General features: G+C 66.3%; 12 protein-coding genes and 2 pseudogenes. 10 read left to right on the forward strand and 4 right to left on the reverse strand.

Annotated features, from left to right (window positions below):
* Together AC2FNY_RS20770 and AC2FNY_RS20775 are read left to right on the forward strand one after the other, a co-directional pair.
* Positions 1-110 (forward strand): annotated as a pseudogene (locus AC2FNY_RS20770) (bifunctional methylenetetrahydrofolate dehydrogenase/methenyltetrahydrofolate cyclohydrolase); the annotation flags it as partial.
* Complete coding sequence (locus AC2FNY_RS20775) at positions 107-985, forward strand: bifunctional 5,10-methylenetetrahydrofolate dehydrogenase/5,10-methenyltetrahydrofolate cyclohydrolase (protein ID WP_496803625.1); 879 nt, start codon at positions 107-109, stop codon at positions 983-985. The pseudogene AC2FNY_RS20770 and the gene AC2FNY_RS20775, both read left to right, overlap by 4 nt.
* A 9-nt stretch (positions 986-994) precedes the next feature.
* Here AC2FNY_RS20775 and AC2FNY_RS20780 read toward each other — a convergent pair whose 3' ends face one another.
* On the reverse strand, positions 995-1840 hold the full coding sequence (locus AC2FNY_RS20780; protein ID WP_234166780.1) for a DMT family transporter: 846 nt from the start codon (positions 1838-1840) through the stop codon (positions 995-997).
* A 123-nt stretch (positions 1841-1963) separates the two neighbouring features.
* Here AC2FNY_RS20780 and AC2FNY_RS20785 point away from each other — a divergent pair, with 123 nt between their 5' ends.
* Both AC2FNY_RS20785 and AC2FNY_RS20790 read left to right on the forward strand, forming a co-directional pair.
* Positions 1964-4333 carry a trimethylamine N-oxide demethylase gene (locus tag AC2FNY_RS20785; protein ID WP_496803626.1) on the forward strand — a complete coding sequence of 790 codons (2370 nt, stop codon included), beginning with the start codon at positions 1964-1966 and terminating at the stop codon, positions 4331-4333.
* Positions 4334-4378: 45 nt separating this feature from the next.
* On the forward strand, positions 4379-4816 hold the full coding sequence (locus AC2FNY_RS20790) for a group II truncated hemoglobin (protein ID WP_496803627.1): 438 nt from the start codon (positions 4379-4381) through the stop codon (positions 4814-4816).
* A gap of 17 nt (positions 4817-4833) precedes the next feature.
* Here the strand turns inward: AC2FNY_RS20790 and AC2FNY_RS20795 are convergent, their stop codons facing one another.
* The 3 genes from AC2FNY_RS20795 to AC2FNY_RS20805 all read right to left on the reverse strand — a co-directional run bounded on the left by AC2FNY_RS20795 (position 4834) and on the right by AC2FNY_RS20805 (position 7816).
* Positions 4834-6108: a glycerate kinase type-2 family protein gene (locus tag AC2FNY_RS20795; protein WP_496803628.1), complete on the reverse strand. Its 1275-nt coding sequence runs from the start codon at positions 6106-6108 to the stop codon at positions 4834-4836.
* A complete protein-coding gene (locus AC2FNY_RS20800) occupies positions 6095-7072 on the reverse strand; it encodes an HpcH/HpaI aldolase/citrate lyase family protein (protein ID WP_234176662.1) in 978 nt (325 codons plus the stop codon). The genes AC2FNY_RS20795 and AC2FNY_RS20800 overlap by 14 nt, the downstream gene beginning before the upstream one ends.
* Positions 7073-7201: 129 nt before the next feature.
* On the reverse strand, positions 7202-7816 hold the full coding sequence (locus tag AC2FNY_RS20805) for a response regulator transcription factor (protein ID WP_234172728.1): 615 nt from the start codon (positions 7814-7816) through the stop codon (positions 7202-7204).
* 227 nt (positions 7817-8043) lie between these two features.
* Here AC2FNY_RS20805 and AC2FNY_RS20810 point away from each other — a divergent pair, with 227 nt between their 5' ends.
* The 6 genes and pseudogenes from AC2FNY_RS20810 to glyA form a co-directional block, all read left to right on the forward strand.
* Positions 8044-9291: a pyridoxal-phosphate-dependent aminotransferase family protein gene (locus AC2FNY_RS20810; RefSeq protein WP_496803629.1), complete on the forward strand. Its 1248-nt coding sequence runs from the start codon at positions 8044-8046 to the stop codon at positions 9289-9291.
* A 41-nt stretch (positions 9292-9332) separates the two neighbouring features.
* Positions 9333-10532: a malate--CoA ligase subunit beta gene (locus tag AC2FNY_RS20815; RefSeq protein ID WP_234176667.1), complete on the forward strand. Its 1200-nt coding sequence runs from the start codon at positions 9333-9335 to the stop codon at positions 10530-10532.
* Positions 10529-11419 (forward strand): succinate--CoA ligase subunit alpha, encoded by an 891-nt coding sequence (gene sucD / locus AC2FNY_RS20820; RefSeq protein ID WP_234172725.1) that lies wholly within the window; start codon positions 10529-10531, stop codon positions 11417-11419. The genes AC2FNY_RS20815 and sucD overlap by 4 nt, the downstream gene beginning before the upstream one ends.
* Positions 11419-12411 carry a 2-hydroxyacid dehydrogenase gene (locus AC2FNY_RS20825; protein WP_496803630.1) on the forward strand — a complete coding sequence of 331 codons (993 nt, stop codon included), beginning with the start codon at positions 11419-11421 and terminating at the stop codon, positions 12409-12411. Before sucD ends, AC2FNY_RS20825 begins: the two co-directional genes overlap by 1 nt.
* Positions 12411-15050 carry a phosphoenolpyruvate carboxylase gene (locus AC2FNY_RS20830; protein WP_496803631.1) on the forward strand — a complete coding sequence of 880 codons (2640 nt, stop codon included), beginning with the start codon at positions 12411-12413 and terminating at the stop codon, positions 15048-15050. The genes AC2FNY_RS20825 and AC2FNY_RS20830 overlap by 1 nt, the downstream gene beginning before the upstream one ends.
* 26 nt (positions 15051-15076) lie before the next feature.
* Positions 15077-15209 (forward strand): annotated as a pseudogene (gene glyA / locus AC2FNY_RS20835) (serine hydroxymethyltransferase); the annotation flags it as partial.

The following is a 15209-nucleotide window of genomic DNA, read 5'->3' on the forward strand; positions in this document are numbered from 1 at the left end:
CGGTCCCCGGCGGCGTCGGCCCCATGACCATCGCCTGCCTGCTCGCCAACACCCTCACAGCCTGCACCCGCGCTAACAAACTCACAGAACCAAAGGGACTTACTCCGTGAGCACGGTCACGGATACCCGCCTGCTGCCGGGAAAACCGGTGCGCGCGCGGATCCTCTCCGAGGTGAGCGCCTATGTGAACCAGGTCGGGCGGATCGGCAAGCTGGTCTCGATCTCGATCGGCAACGTGCCCGAGGTGGCGGTCTATGTGCGCAACCAGGCGCGTGCCGCCAGCGCGGTGGGCGTGCCCTTTGACCAGCAGCTCTGGGACCGGTCGATCAGCCAGGAGGTTTGCCAAAGCCTCATCCGTGAGATGAACGATGACCCGGATGTACTTGGAATCATTCTGCAACGTCCAGTTCCTGATCATATCAACGTGCGCGCCCTTCAGGCCGCGATCCATCCGCTCAAGGATGTCGAGGGGATGAACCCCGCCTCGATCGGCAATATCGTCTATAACGATGTGGCGATGGCGCCCTGCACGGCGGCGGCGGCGGTTGAACTGATCCGCGAGACCGGCCTGACCATGGCCGGGCTCGAAGTGGTGATGGTCGGCCATTCCGAGATCGTGGGCAAGCCGGTGGCGATGATGCTGATGGCCGAGGGCGCCACTGTCACCGTCTGCCACCACATGACCCGCTCGGTCGCGATGCATTCGCGCCGGGCCGACGTGGTGGTGGTGGCGGTGGGCAAGGCGCATCTGATCGGGCCCGACATGATCAAGCCGGGCGCGGTGGTGATCGACATCGGGATCAACCACGTGCCCGGTCCCGACGGCCCGGTCGTGGTCGGCGATGTGCAGACCGACGCGGTCAAGGAAGTGGCGGGCTGGATCACGCCGGTTCCGGGCGGGGTCGGGCTGGTCACCGTGGCGATCCTGCTGCGCAACGCGATCCGCGCCCATCAGCAGCAGCGCGCGGCGGGCTGGATCCGCTGATCGGTCACCTTACCAGGCGAGATAGCCGATGGCCAGAAAGGCGGCGAGGCAGCCGGCCCATTGCGGCCGGCTCATGCTTTCGCGCAGAAAGGCCCAGGCCAGCACGATGGTGATCAGGCCGAACATGGACGAGGCCACCGCCGCCAGTTGCGGATGATCCAGCACCCCAGCCGAGATCACCGCCAGCAGGGCAACCCCGTCAAGCAGCCCCATCACCACCAGCGGCAGCAGTGCGGCAGCACCCACCCGCAGCGTCTGGCGCCGAATCACGATCAGCGCCAGCAGCAGCACCAGCGCGGTGACCCGCGCCAGCAGCGTGGCGTTCAGCTCTCCATCCAGGGTGGCGGCCAGCTGGCCCAGCTTGAAGGTGGCGGCAAAACCGATGGCGGCGATCAGCGACAGCGCGATGGTCGGCCCCTTGGGCGGGGCGGGGTCGTCGCTGTCACCCGACAGGCCCGCCACCACGCCCACGGCCCCCACGATCACCAGCACCGCCAGCACCTGATCGGCACCGATGGGCGACCCGGCCAGAAAGGCAAAGAGCAGCGAGAGGATCGGATAGGCGCCGATGATCGGCGCGACCAGCCGCACCGGCCCGCGTTCAAAGGCAAAATAGAGGCCGAGGCTCGCCACCAGAAAGGCCAGCCCGGACCCGATCGACAGCCACAGCGCAGGGCCTTGCGGCAGGCGCGCGCCCTCGGACGCGGCCAGAACCGTGGCCTGAAACGCAAGCCCGGTGGCCAGCACCACCGCCAGCGCCCCCATCAATGGCACGGTGCGGCTAAGATAGCGGATGGTGATGTCATGCAGCCCCCAGCAGAGCGCCGCGATCAGCCCCAGGCCCAGCGCGCTCAAGACCGGCCTCGCTGGGGGGAAATCTGTTTGGAAAGGGTTCGAATGTCTTGCACGGTGGGTCCTCGGGATATATTCTCTTCAATAAAGAAATTTTCCGCTAATGCAAATGATCGGAGTGGCAACGTGCTGGATACCAAATACCCCGAGATCATCTCCGGACCGCCAAAGCCAAGCGCCATCCTGCAACCGCGGGTGTTTTCGCTGCCGCCTGGAACCGAACGCTATGTGGTTCCGGGGGCGGGGGCAATCCTGCTTCGGTTGGAAACCGGCGACCGGATCGAGATCGAGAATACCGAGGGTGGCCAGCCCTGCGAGATCGTCTGCGCCGATCCGCTTGGCGGTTTCGATACCGGGCTGATCGGAGCGCGGGCGCAGGGGGCGCCGGGGGGGCTGATGGCGCTGCTCACCTCGGACGATCCCTCGCTGCGGGGCCTGCGGATGGGGATCGAGGCGCGCGGGCTGAACCTGTCGCAGGCGGGCGCGGTGCATCTGTTCGAACACAGCACGCCTGCGGGCACGACCGAAAGCTTTACCGCCAGCCGCGAGGGGATCGTGATCATCGCGGCCCCCGGCGGCATCATGGACTTCGAGGCGCAGGACACCGCCACGCCGCTGACCGTGTTCATCCGCCGCGCGGTGCTGAAAAGCGCGGCCCGGTTCGAACTGCCCGACCCGCTGGCCGATCCGGTTGCCGATATCCGGGTGCATTCGGCCGCTGCCGAGGCCTATTTCGTCAAGGCGGGCGACTATATCCAGATCCTCGACGTGGACGGGCGCCAATGCACCGATTTCCAGTGTTTCGCGGCGCGCAAGCTGGACAAGGGCATTGCCCATGCGCTGGACGTGACCACCACCCGGACACTGATGGGCCATGCCTATCCGATGCCGGGTCTGCACGCGAAGTACTATGACCAAGAGATGCAGCCGCTGGTCGAGGTGATCCAGGACACCTGCGGGCGCCACGATGCCTTTGCGCTGGCCTGTGCCGCCAAGTATTACGACGATATCGGCTATCCCGGCCACATCAACTGTTCGGACAATTTCAACGCCGCGCTGGCGCCGCACGGGGTCGCGGGGCGGGCCGGCTGGATGGCGATCAACTTCTTCTTCAATACCGGGCTGGACGACCACGGGGTGATGTATGCCGACGAACCCTGGTCGCGCCCCGGCGATTATGTGCTGCTGCGGGCGCTGACCGATCTGGTCTGTGTCAGCTCGGCCTGTCCCGACGATACCTCGGCCGCCAATGGCTGGAACCCGACCGACATCCATGTCCGCACCTATAGCGGCAAGGAGACCTTTCAACGCGCCGTAGCTTACCGGCCCACCCCCGACGCGGAACCGAAAATGACCAAACAGACAGGCTTTCACGACCGGTTCGCCCGGTTCACCGAGAATTTCATCGAATACAACGGCTTCTGGCTGGCGAATTGCATGTCCAGCGCAGGCCCGATCGAGGAATATCATGCCTGCCGCGAGAAATGCGTGGTGCTCGACCTCAGCGCATTGCGCAAGTTCGAGATCACCGGCCCCGACAGCGAGGCGCTGTGCCAGTATATCTTTACCCGTAACATGAAGACCCTGCCGGTGGGCGGCGTCGTCTATACCGCCATGTGCTATCCCCATGGCGGCATGATCGACGACGGCACCGTGTTCCGCCTGGGCAAGGACAATTTCCGCTGGATCGGCGGCTCGGACTACGGTGGCGAGTGGATCCGGGAAAAGGCCGCCGAGCTGGGGCTCAAGGTGCTGGTACGCTCGTCGACCGACATGCAGCACAATATCGCCGTGCAGGGGCCCGAAAGCCGCGAATTGTTGAAAAAGGTGATCTGGACCGCGCCGCATCAGCCCAAGCTCGAAGAGCTCGGCTGGTTCCGCTTTGCCCCCGCCCGGATCGGCGACGATCAGGGGGTTCCGGTGGTGGTCAGCCGCACCGGCTATACCGGCGAGCTGGGATACGAGATCTTCTGCCACCCCAAACACGCAGGCGCGGTGTTCGACGCGGTGTGGGAGGCGGGTCAGGCCCATGGCATCCGCCCGATGGGGCTGGAGGCGCTGGACATGGTGCGGATCGAGGCCGGGCTGATCTTTGCCGGCTATGATTTCAGCGACCAGACCGACCCGTTCGAGGCCGGGATCGGCTTTACCGTGCCGCTCAAGTCCAAGCCGGACGACTTTATCGGGCGCGAGGCGCTGATCCGGCGCAAGGAACATCCCGCGCGCATGTTGGTGGGGCTGGATATCGACAGCAATGTCGATGTGGGCCATGGCGATTGCGTGCATATCGGACGGGCCCAGATCGGCGAGGTCACCTCGTCCATGCGTTCGCCCATTCTGGGCAAGAACATCGCGCTGGCCCGGGTCGACGTGGCCCATCACGAGGTCGGAACCAAGGTCGAGATCGGCAAGCTGGACGGGCATCAGAAACGGCTGCCCGCAACCATCGTGCCCTTTGCCCATTACGACCCGCAGAAAACCAGACCCCGCTCTTGACCTTGGTCAAGGCGGGCCGGGGGCACGGCAAGACAGGATAGGCCCATGACATCGGCACTTATATCCATCGGCGGCGAGGACGTGCTGCGCGACCTGGTCGAGACGTTCTACGACCGGATGGAGACCGACCCCGAGGCCTGGCCGCTGCATCGGCTGCACTTTCGCGGCCATGGGCTGAACCATACCCGGCAGGCGCAGTTCGAGTTTCTCAGCGGCTTTCTGGGCGGGCGCGCCTATTACCGCGAGCGGTTCGGCCATATGAACCTGCGCGAGATCCATGCCCATGTGCCCATCCGCGAGGCCGATTCCGAGCTGTGGCTGAAAACCTTCGACGCGGCGCTTGCCGAGTGCGGCCTGCGTGGCGAGGTGGTGGACAAGTTCCGCGCCACCCTGCGGCGGGCGGCGCTGATGCTGGTCAATGACGTGCCCGACTGGCGCGAGGAAAGCGACGGCAAGGCGCGCTCCGCCGAGGGGTGCCCCTAGGGCGGCGCCTGAATCGTTCAGCTCAGAAGCAGGATCTGCACATCCGCGACATTGGTGCCGGTGGCGCCGGTCACCAGCAGGTCGCCCGACAGGGTCAGGGCGCTGTTGCTGTCATTGCGCGCCAGAAACGTCTCGGGCGCGGCCCCGGCGCCGCGGATGCGGGGCAGGGTGCCCGCATCGACACAGGCGCCCGCCGCCTCGGTCGGGCCGTCGCGCCCGTCGGTGCCTGCCGACAGGAACAGCCAGGGCCGCGACAGTGGTGTGCCCTCCATCAGTGCGGCCAGCCGCAGGGCCAATTCCTGATTGCGCCCGCCAATGCCGCTGCCGCGCACGCGCACGGTGGTCTCGCCGCCCCAGATCAGGGCCTGCGGCCCCTCTTCCTGTGCGGCGCGGGACAGGGCCTCGGCCACGGTCTCGGCGGCCTCGCCCACATCGCCCACCAGCGGTTCCTCGATCACCCGGACCGGACCAAAAGATGCTAGCGCCGCCGCCGCCGCCACCAGACTCTCGCGATTGCCACCGATCAGGTGATTGCTCGCCTTTGGCAGCGGGTCGGCGCTTTCAGGTTGGCGCAGATGGCGGCGGATGCTGTCGGGCAGCGCGTCGGCGATCCCCTTACGCTCCAGCAGGTCGCGGATCTCGGCCCGGCTGGCGATCGGGGCCACTGTCGGGCCGCTGGCGATGGCACGCAGGTCGTCACCGATCACATCGGACAGGATATAGGCGGTGACCGGGGCAGGGGCCGCGTGGCGCAACAGCCCACCGCCCTTCAAGACCGAGACATGCTGGCGCACCGCGTTCACCGCGTTGATATCCAGCCCGCTTTGCAACAGCAGCCGGTTCAGCGCCTGCTTGTCATCCAGCGTTACCCCGTCCGGCGGTGCCGGCAACAGGGCCGAGCCGCCGCCCGAGATCAGCGCCAGCACCACGTCGCGCGCGGTGGTCTCGGCCAGTATCTCGCTGACGCGGCGGGCGGCATGGTGGCCGATCTCGTCGGGCACCGGATGCCCGGCGCGGAACACCTCGGCCCCGGCCACCGGCTCCTGATTCTCACGATGGGTGACGCAGAGCATCACCCGGGGGCCGGTGATCTGGCCGTGCAGCGCCCGGATCATCGCCGGGGCGGCCTTGCCCAGGGCGATCACGATGGTCTTGCCGTCACCGCTGGGGCGGGGCAGGCCGGTCCGGCGCAGGCAGTCGGTCAGTGCCAGGCCGGGATCGGCACGGCGCGCGGCGGCCCGGAACGCCCGGACCGCCGCGCTTCGCAGGCTTGTCGTGTCAGTTGCCGGCAATTTGGCGGGCCTTTTCCACCAGCACCTCGGCCTGACGGATCGAGGCATAGTCGATCAGCCGCCCATCGAGCGAGACCGCGCCCTTGCCCGCCGCCTCGGCCTCGGCCATCGCCTCCAGAATGCGGCGCGCCTTGGTGACCTCGGCTTCCGACGGGCTCATCACCTCGTTGGCCAGCGCGATCTGGCTGGGATGGATGGCCCATTTGCCCTCGCAGCCCAGCACCGCGGCCCGCTTGGCCGCCGCGCGGTATCCGTCGGGGTCCTGGAAATCGCCAAACGGCCCGTCGATCGGGCGCAGCCCGTTGGCGCGGGCGGCGACCACCATGCGAGCCAGGGCATAATGCCACATGTCGCCCCAATGCACCGCGCGGCTGCCATCCTCCAGCGGGTCGGTCAGCACCGAATAATCCGGGTTCACCCCGCCGATGATCGTGGTGCGCGCCCGGGTCGAGGCGGCATAATCGGCCACGCCGAAATGCAGGCTCTCGTTGCGTTTCGAGGCGCCCGCTATTTCCGAGACGTTCTGCATGCCCAGCGCGGTTTCGATGATATGTTCGAATCCGATCCGCTTTTTCAGGCCCTTTGCGTCCTCGATCTGGGTCACCATCATGTCGACCGCATAGACATCGGCGGCGGTGCCGACCTTGGGAATCATGATGAGGTCGAGCCGCTCGCCGGCCTGTTCGACCACGTCGACCACGTCGCGATACATGTAATGCGTGTCCAGCCCGTTGATGCGGACCGACATTGTCTTGGTGCCCCAATCGACCTCGTTCAGGGCCTTGATGATGTTCTTGCGCGCTTGTTCTTTTTCGTCGGGCGCGACTGCGTCCTCGAGATCCAGAAAGATGACATCGACATCGGATTGTGCCGCTTTTTCAAACATTTGCGGCTGCGAGCCGGGCACGGCCAGTTCCGAGCGGTTGAGCCGCGCGGGGGCTTGTTCGATGGTGTGGAAGGACATGGAAAAGGACCCTTTTCTTGCGTGTCAGAGGGATGTGTCCCTTTCAGCCATTGGCAAAAACAGATTTCCTGTCAATTAAAAAAATTGCATCCCAGTGTATACCGAATGTGAGGGCAGACCTCTCCCCGCTCAGCCCTTTGCCTGCGAAGAATAGTAGAAAGCGATCGCCTGTGCGCGGTTCTTTACCGACAGTTTGTCGAAGACATTCGACAGGTGGAACTTGACCGTGTTGGTCGAGATGCCCAGCCGTGCGGCCAGCTGTTTGTTGGTCAGCCCCTCGGCCAGCGCCTCGAGCAACAGCCGTTCCTTGCGCGACAGCGTGCTGATCGGATCGGCGCGCAATTCGCGCACGTCGAGAAAGGGAAACACCATCTTGCCCTCGGCAACGTCCAGGCAGGTCTGCACCAGCTTGTCGATCGGCGCCGAGCGCGAGACAAAGGCCGCCGCCCCCACCGCCATGGCGCGGCGCGGGACCGCGGGGTCATGATCGTGGCCATAGATGACCACGCGGGGCGCGCGTTCCTGAGCGCGCAGCACCTCGGTCAGCTTTTCCGCCCCCAGCGCGGGCAGGTTCCAGTCGATCACCCCAACCTGGATCGGCACCCGCATCGCCATGCCCAGAAACCCTTCGGCGGTGGCGGTGGTGGCGACCAGAGAGAATCGCGGATCACGCTCGAACACCTCGGACATGGCCGACAGCACCAGCGGATTGCCGTCCCCCAGCATGATTTCGACCCGTGCCATGATTTGCTATCCTTTTGAACGCAATTGTAAAATCAGAAGAAACTACCCATTCAGGTAGTGAAATTTTCGGCATACACCGGGATACATACCCAAATGGGTAGGTTTCTACCCGCCCTATTGGGTGCCCAAAAGCAGGAGTATCGGACGTTTTTTCACCAAACAAGAGATTTTATCACTGTGGGAAACCCGACCGGCCGCCTCTGGCCGACCAATGCCAAGGAGCCCACATGTCCGCTGATACGCTGTTTCCCAAACTCGACATTCCGGCCACCATCGCGGCGGGCCCCGGCCCGGGCAATACCGATGCCCGCGTGCTTGCCGCCTTTAGCGGTGCGGGCCTGGCCGATCACATGCATGGCGACGTGCTGCGCGGCATGGTCGAATGCAAGCTGATGCTGCGCCGGATCTGGGGCACCGACAACATCCACACATTCGGCGTCGCCGGCACCGGCTGGAGCGGGCTGGACGTGATGTTCAGCGCGGTGATGCCGGGCGACAAGGTGGTGGTGTTCACCAACGGCACCTTCTCGGGCATCGACGGGCTGACCGTCCGCATGAAGGCCGCCACCGCCGAGGAACTGGCCGCCAATCCGCTGGATCCGCGCCCTGCATCGGTCGTGATCGTCGATATCCCGCATGGCCAGTCGGTCACCGGCGAGATCGTCGAGACCGCCTTGGCCCAGCACAAGCCGAAATGGGCCGCCATGGCCCATTGGGAGACGGGTTCCGGCCGGATCAACGACATTGCCGGGTTCAGCGCCGCCTGTGAACGCCACGACGTGATGGGCCTCGTGGACGCGGTGTCGTCGCTGGGGGTCGAGGATTTCCGGATTGACGATTTCCCGGGCGTGCATGGCTGGGCGTCCTGCCCGCAAAAGGGCATCTGCTGCCTGCCGCTGACCTATGCGCCGGTGTCCTTCACCGACCGCTACATCGAAACACTGCGCGCCACCGGCACCCGCAGCTTTGTGCATCACCCGATCCTCGAGGCGCGCCACTGGGGCATCATCGACGGTCAGGATGTGGACAAGGGAACCTATCACCGCACCCATTCCGCCTATGCGGTCGCCGCCTTTCACGAGGCGCTGCGCATCACCCTGCAACAGGGCGTGGCCAACCGGGCCAAGGACTATGCCTTTCACGAGGCGGCGCTGCGCCGCGCGGTCGAGGCGCTGGGATGCGAGGTCACCTCGAACATGACCTCGCTGGTGGTGCTGAACCTGCCGGGCGACCTGCGCGGCCGCGAGATGGAGCTGGTGCAGAACTGCCGCGCCCGCAACTTCGGCATCTGGCCGACCCTGTCGGCGCCGGTACAGGTGCGCATCGGCATCCTGAACCTGCTCAGCCGTGCAGCGGTCACCGATATCGTCACCCGCTTTGCCGAGGCGATCCGCGAGCTGGGCGGGGCAGGTGACGAGGCCACGGCGCTGGCCGCGCTGGACGAACATTACAACAACGCGCTCGCGGCGGAATAACCGCGCGCACCCCCTTTCCATGGTCGAGGAGGAGAGACCTCATGGACATTCACGAATATCAGGCCAAGGAAATCCTGGCGAATTTCGGGGTCGACATTCCCCCCGGCGCGCTGGCCTACAGCCCCGAACAGGCGGCCTATCGTGCCCGCGAGATCGGTGGTGACCGCTGGGTGGTCAAGGCCCAGGTACATGCCGGGGGCCGTGGCAAGGCGGGCGGCGTTAAGGTCTGCTCCAGCGATGCCGAGATTCAGGAGACCTGCGAGAACCTGTTCGGCCGCAAGCTGGTCACCCATCAGACCGGCCCCGAGGGAAAGGGCATCTATCGCGTCTATGTTGAAGGCGCGGTGCCGATCGAGCGCGAGATCTATCTGGGCTTCGTGCTCGACCGCAGCTCGCAACGAGTGATGATCGTTGCCTCGGCCGAGGGCGGCATGGAGATCGAGGAGATCTCGGCCGAAAAGCCCGAAAGCATCGTGCGCGCCACGGTGGAACCGGCGGTGGGTCTGCAGGATTTCCAGTGCCGCCAGATCGCGTTCAAGCTGGGCATCGACCCGGCGCTGACCGCGCGCATGGTGCGCACGCTTCAGGGCTGCTATCAGGCGTTCAGCGAATATGACGCCACCATGGTCGAGATCAACCCGCTGGTGATCACCGGCGACAACCGCATCCTGGCGCTGGACGCCAAGATGACCTTTGACGACAACGCCCTGTTCCGTCACCCCCATATCAGCGAACTGCGCGACAAGAGCCAGGAAGACCCGCGCGAAAGCCGCGCCGCCGACCGCGGCCTGTCCTATGTCGGGCTCGACGGCAATATCGGCTGCATCGTCAACGGGGCCGGTCTGGCCATGGCGACCATGGATACGATCAAGCTGGCCGGGGGCGAGCCCGCCAACTTTCTCGACATCGGCGGCGGCGCCACGCCCGAACGGGTGGCCAAGGCGTTCCGGCTGGTGATGTCGGACGGCAACGTGCAGGCGGTGCTGGTCAACATCTTTGCCGGGATCAACCGCTGCGACTGGGTCGCCGAGGGCGTCGTGCAGGCGCTGAAAGAGGTGCAGGTCGAAGTACCGGTCATCGTCCGCCTGGCGGGCACCAATGTGGAAGAGGGTCAGAAGATCCTTGCCAAATCCGGCCTGCCGATCATCCGCGCCCGCACCCTGATGGAGGCCGCCGAACGCGCGGTGGGCGCCTGGAAGAACGACCTTACTGAAAACACCATTGTGAGGGCTGTGCAATGAGCATCTTCATCGACAGGGAAACGCCGGTCATCGTGCAGGGCATCACCGGCAAGATGGCGCGCTTTCACACCGCCGACATGATCGCCTATGGCACCAATGTCGTGGGCGGCGTGGTGCCCGGCAAGGGCGGCCAGACGGTCGAGGGCGTGCCGGTCTTCGACACCGTCGAAGAGGCGGTGGAGCGCACCGGCGCCGAGGCGAGCCTGGTCTTCGTGCCGCCGCCCTTTGCCGCCGACAGCATCATGGAGGCCGCCGATGCGGGCATCCGGTATTGCGTCTGCATCACCGACGGCATCCCGGCCCAGGACATGATCCGGGTCAAGCGCTACATGTACCGTTACCCGCGCGAGCGCCGCATGGTGCTGACCGGCCCCAACTGCGCCGGCACCATCAGCCCCGGCAAGGCTCTGCTGGGGATCATGCCCGGCCATATCTATCTGCCGGGTCCGGTGGGCATCATCGGCCGCTCGGGCACGCTGGGTTACGAGGCCGCCGCCCAGCTCAAGGAGCATGGCATCGGTGTCTCGACCTCGGTCGGCATCGGCGGCGACCCGATCAACGGTTCGTCCTTCAAGGATATCCTGCACCGGTTCGAGCAGGATGACGAAACCCAGGTCATCTGCATGATCGGCGAGATCGGCGGCCCGCAAGAGGCCGAGGCCGCGGCCTATATCCGCGACCACGTGTCGAAACCGGTGATCGCCTATGTGGCGGGTCTGACCGCGCCCAAGGGCCGCACCATGGGCCATGCCGGCGCGATCATCTCCGCCTTTGGCGAAAGCGCCTCGGAAAAGGTCGAGATCCTCACCGCCGCCGGTGTCACCGTGGCGCCCAACCCGGCGGTGATCGGCGACACCATCGCCAAGGTTATGAGGGAGGCGGCGTGATGAACATGCCGGTTATCATGAACAGCAAGCCCAAGGTTCTGGTCACCCGCCGCTGGCCCGCCGCCGTCGAGGCGCAACTGGCCGAACGGTTCGATACCGAGTTCAACCGCACCGATACCCCCCTGACCAGTGCCGAGTTCCGCTCGGCCCTGGCCCGGTTCGACGCGATCCTGCCCACGGTCACCGACAAGCTGGGGGCCGAGGCGCTGGATGTCAGCGCACCGCAGACCCGGCTGTTGGCCAATTACGGCGTGGGCTACAGCCATATCGACGCCGACGCGGTCCGCACCCATGGCATCACCGTGTCGAACACCCCTGACGTGCTGTCGGAATGTACCGCCGATATCGCCATGACGCTGATGCTGATGGTGGCCCGCCGCGCGGGCGAGGGCGAGCGCGAGCTGCGCGCCGGTGAGTGGACCGGCTGGCGCCCGACCCATCTGGTGGGGGCCAAGGTCTCGGGCAAGGTGCTGGGCATCGTCGGGTTCGGCCGCATCGGTCAGGCCATGGCCCAGCGTGCCCATCACGGGTTCGGCATGAAAATCCTGGTGCAGAACCGCTCGGCGGTGCCGCAGGATGTGCTGGACCGCTACGGCGCCACCCAGGTCGAGACGCTTGACGCGATGCTGCCACACTGCGATTTCGTCTCGCTACACTGCCCGGGCGGGGCGGCCAACCGGCACCTGATCAACAGCCGCCGGCTGGACCTGATGAAGCCCGACGCATTCCTGATCAACACCGCACGTGGCGAGGTGGTGGACGAGCACGCGCTGGCGCAGGCGCTGATGTTCGACTGTATCGGCGGCGCCGCGCTGGATGTCTTCGACGGCGAACCGCGCATCGCGCCGGTCCTGCTCGATTGCGACAATCTGGTGATGCTGCCGCATCTGGGCAGCGCCACCCGCGAAACCCGCGAGGCGATGGGGATGCGGGTGCTCGACAATCTGGTCGACTATTTCGAGGGGCGCGATCCGCGCGACAAGGTGCTGTGATGCAGGCGGCGGCGGAAACCGCGCCCTCTGCGGACGCGACGGTCTATGCCGCCGAGGTGCATGCGCGGCTGCGCTCGGCCTGGCTGCGGGTGCTGCGGCGGCGTGCGCCCGCCGTGGCGCGCGCGGTCGAATCCGGGGCCGAACGGTGGGATGAAACGGCCTATGCCGAACATCTTCAGGCCGCGACGATCTGGTTTCACCTGCAACAGATCATGGACGAGAACCTGGCCATCCGCGAGGCGCGACAGGCCGAACGCAGCGGTGCCGCCCGCGACGTGCCGGGCAGTTTCGCCCGCGCGCTCTCGGATGCCGACCCCGAGGCGCGGCGCGAGATGCGGCGCCTTCTGGCCGAGGCGAAGCTGTCCGTCGGCCCCACCATCACCGCCCACCCGACCGAGGCCAAGCGGGTCTCGGTCATGGAAATCCACCGGCGCATCTATCGCCATCTGGTACAGTTCGAATCCCGCCGCTGGAGCCCGCAAGAGGAAACCCGGCTGGAACAGCGGCTCGAGATGGAGATCGACCTCCTCTGGCTGACCGGCGAACTGCGGATGGAGCGCCCGACGCTGGCGGCGGAAATCGACTGGGGCCTGCAATTCTATCGCACCAGCCTGATTGCGGCGGTGCCCCGGCTGTATGAACGCTATCGCAGCGCGGTCGAGGCCGAGTTCGGCGCGGGCTTTCCCGGCACTGCCTGCCTGAAATTCCATTCCTGGATCGGGGGCGACCGCGACGGCAACCCCAATGTCACCGCCGAGGTGACGCGCATGGCGTTGGAACGCTCGCGCGACATGATGCGCGGCGTCTATGTCGCGGCGCTGGACGAGATCGTGCAGCGGCTGAGCCTGTCGGACCGGCTGGTACCGGTGCCGCCCGCCGAGCGCGCCGCGCTGGAGCGGATCGTGACCCGGCGCGCGGATGACCCGGCGGCCTGTGCCCAACGCAACCCCAACGAGCTGTTCCGTCAGGCCGCCGCCGCCATCGCCCAGGCGGTCGCCGCCGGCCGTTACGCCCATGTCGCCGATTTCGTCGCCGATCTGGAAACGCTGGACCGGGGGCTGCAAGCCATCGACGCCGGTCTGTTGGCCGATCTGCTGGTGCGCCCGCTGATCTGGCAGGTCAATGTCTTTGGCTTTCGCGCCCATACCCTTGATATCCGTCAGAATTCCGAAGTCGTGACCCGTACGCTGCGCGATCTGTGGCAGGCAACCGGCGAGGCCCCCGAACCGCTGTCGCCCGCCTGGTCCGCGCGGCTGCGGGCCGAGTTGGGCAAGCCCGATCTGCCCTATGTGGCGCGCGAACGTCTTGGCCCCGAGGCGGCAGAGCTGATGGCCCTGCTGGAGCTGATGCGCGAGATACGCAGCGGCGCCGACCCGCAGGCGATCGGCCCCTTCATCCTGTCGATGACACGCTCGGCCGATGATCTGCTGGCGGTCTTTCTGCTGGCGCGCTATGCGGGCTTTGGCGCCGAACGGCTGGCGCTCAAAGTGGTGCCGCTGTTTGAGACCATCGAGGATCTGCGCGCCGCCCCCGCCGTCCTGCGCGATGTGCTGGAGGTGCCCGTCGCCGCCCGCAGCCTGCGCGACGGCTCGGGCCAGATCGAGATCATGCTGGGCTATTCCGACAGCAACAAGGATGGTGGATTTGTCTGCTCCACCTGGTCGCTCGACCGGGCGCAGCGGGCGATCACCCGGGCGCTGGCACGCAGCGGGCTGAAACCCGTCTTCTTTCACGGGCGCGGCGGCTCGGTCAGCCGGGGCGGGGCGCCCACCGAACGCGCCATCGCCGCCCAGCCGCGCGGCACGCTGAACGGCACCCTGCGCCTGACCGAACAGGGCGAGGTGGTGACTGCCAGATATGCAAATACCGGCACCGCCGCGGCGCAGCTGGAGCTGCTGGCCTCGTCGGTGCTGCGCCACAGCGCCCAGCCCGCCTTCGAGGCGGTCGATCCCGAGGCCGAGGATGTGATGGAGACGCTGTCGAGCCTCAGCCAGACCCGCTATCAGACCCTGCTGCAACACCCGGCCTTTCTGGATTACTTCAACCAGGCCAGCCCGGTGAACGAACTGGCGTTGCTGCGCATCGGCTCGCGCCCGGCGCGGCGGTTCGGGGCGCAGTCTCTGTCCGACCTGCGCGCCATTCCCTGGGTGTTCGCCTGGAGCCAGAACCGCCACATGATCAGCAGCTGGTACGGGTTCGGCAGCGCGGTCGAGGATTTCTGCACTGTGCGCGGCGAGCGCGGCACCGCGCAGTTGCGCAAGCTCTTTGACCGGATGCCGCTGTTCCGGCTGATCGTGGACGAGGTCGAGAAATCGCTGGTTCTGGCCCGGCTCGACATTGCCGAGGACTATGCCGCGCTGGTGGATGACCGGGCCGGGGCCGAGGCGATCTTTAGCCGGATCTGCGCCGAACATGGGCGCAGCAGCAAGGCCATCGAGATGCTGACCGGGCAGGGGATCGGCGTCAGGTTCCCCAACTTTCTGACGCGGGTCGCGCGCAACGACGGCACGTTGCGCGCCGCCCATGCGGCCCAGATCGGCCTGTTGGGAGCGCTGCGCGCGGACCCGGCGCAAGACCGCCGCATCCGCCTGATGCAAACCATGAACTGTATCTCGGCCGGCCTTGGCTGGACGGGATGACCCCCGCGCAATTTTCAGGAGCTGTCATGAACGCGAGCCACCAGGACCCCGGATTTTTCACAGAGGCGCTTTCGGAGCGTGATCCCGAGCTGTTCGGGGCGATCACCTCCGAGCTGGGGCGCCAGCGCGACGAGATCGAGCTGATCGCGTCGGAAAACA

It is taken from the genome of Ruegeria sp. BHSC223 (genome assembly GCF_059613025.1).

What these genes read in the sequence shown, in the direction of transcription:
- AC2FNY_RS20830 (WP_496803631.1), top strand. Translation starts at nt 12,411, where the DNA reads ATGCAGGCGGCGGCGGAAACCGCGCCCTCTGCGGACGCGACGGTCTAT.
- AC2FNY_RS20805 (WP_234172728.1), bottom strand. Translation starts at nt 7,816, where the DNA reads ATGGCACGGGTCGAAATCATGCTGGGGGACGGCAATCCGCTGGTGCTG.
- AC2FNY_RS20800 (WP_234176662.1), bottom strand. Translation starts at nt 7,072, where the DNA reads ATGTCCTTCCACACCATCGAACAAGCCCCCGCGCGGCTCAACCGCTCG.
- AC2FNY_RS20825 (WP_496803630.1), top strand. Translation starts at nt 11,419, where the DNA reads ATGAACATGCCGGTTATCATGAACAGCAAGCCCAAGGTTCTGGTCACC.
- AC2FNY_RS20790 (WP_496803627.1), top strand. Translation starts at nt 4,379, where the DNA reads ATGACATCGGCACTTATATCCATCGGCGGCGAGGACGTGCTGCGCGAC.
- sucD (WP_234172725.1), top strand. Translation starts at nt 10,529, where the DNA reads ATGAGCATCTTCATCGACAGGGAAACGCCGGTCATCGTGCAGGGCATC.
- AC2FNY_RS20815 (WP_234176667.1), top strand. Translation starts at nt 9,333, where the DNA reads ATGGACATTCACGAATATCAGGCCAAGGAAATCCTGGCGAATTTCGGG.
- AC2FNY_RS20810 (WP_496803629.1), top strand. Translation starts at nt 8,044, where the DNA reads ATGTCCGCTGATACGCTGTTTCCCAAACTCGACATTCCGGCCACCATC.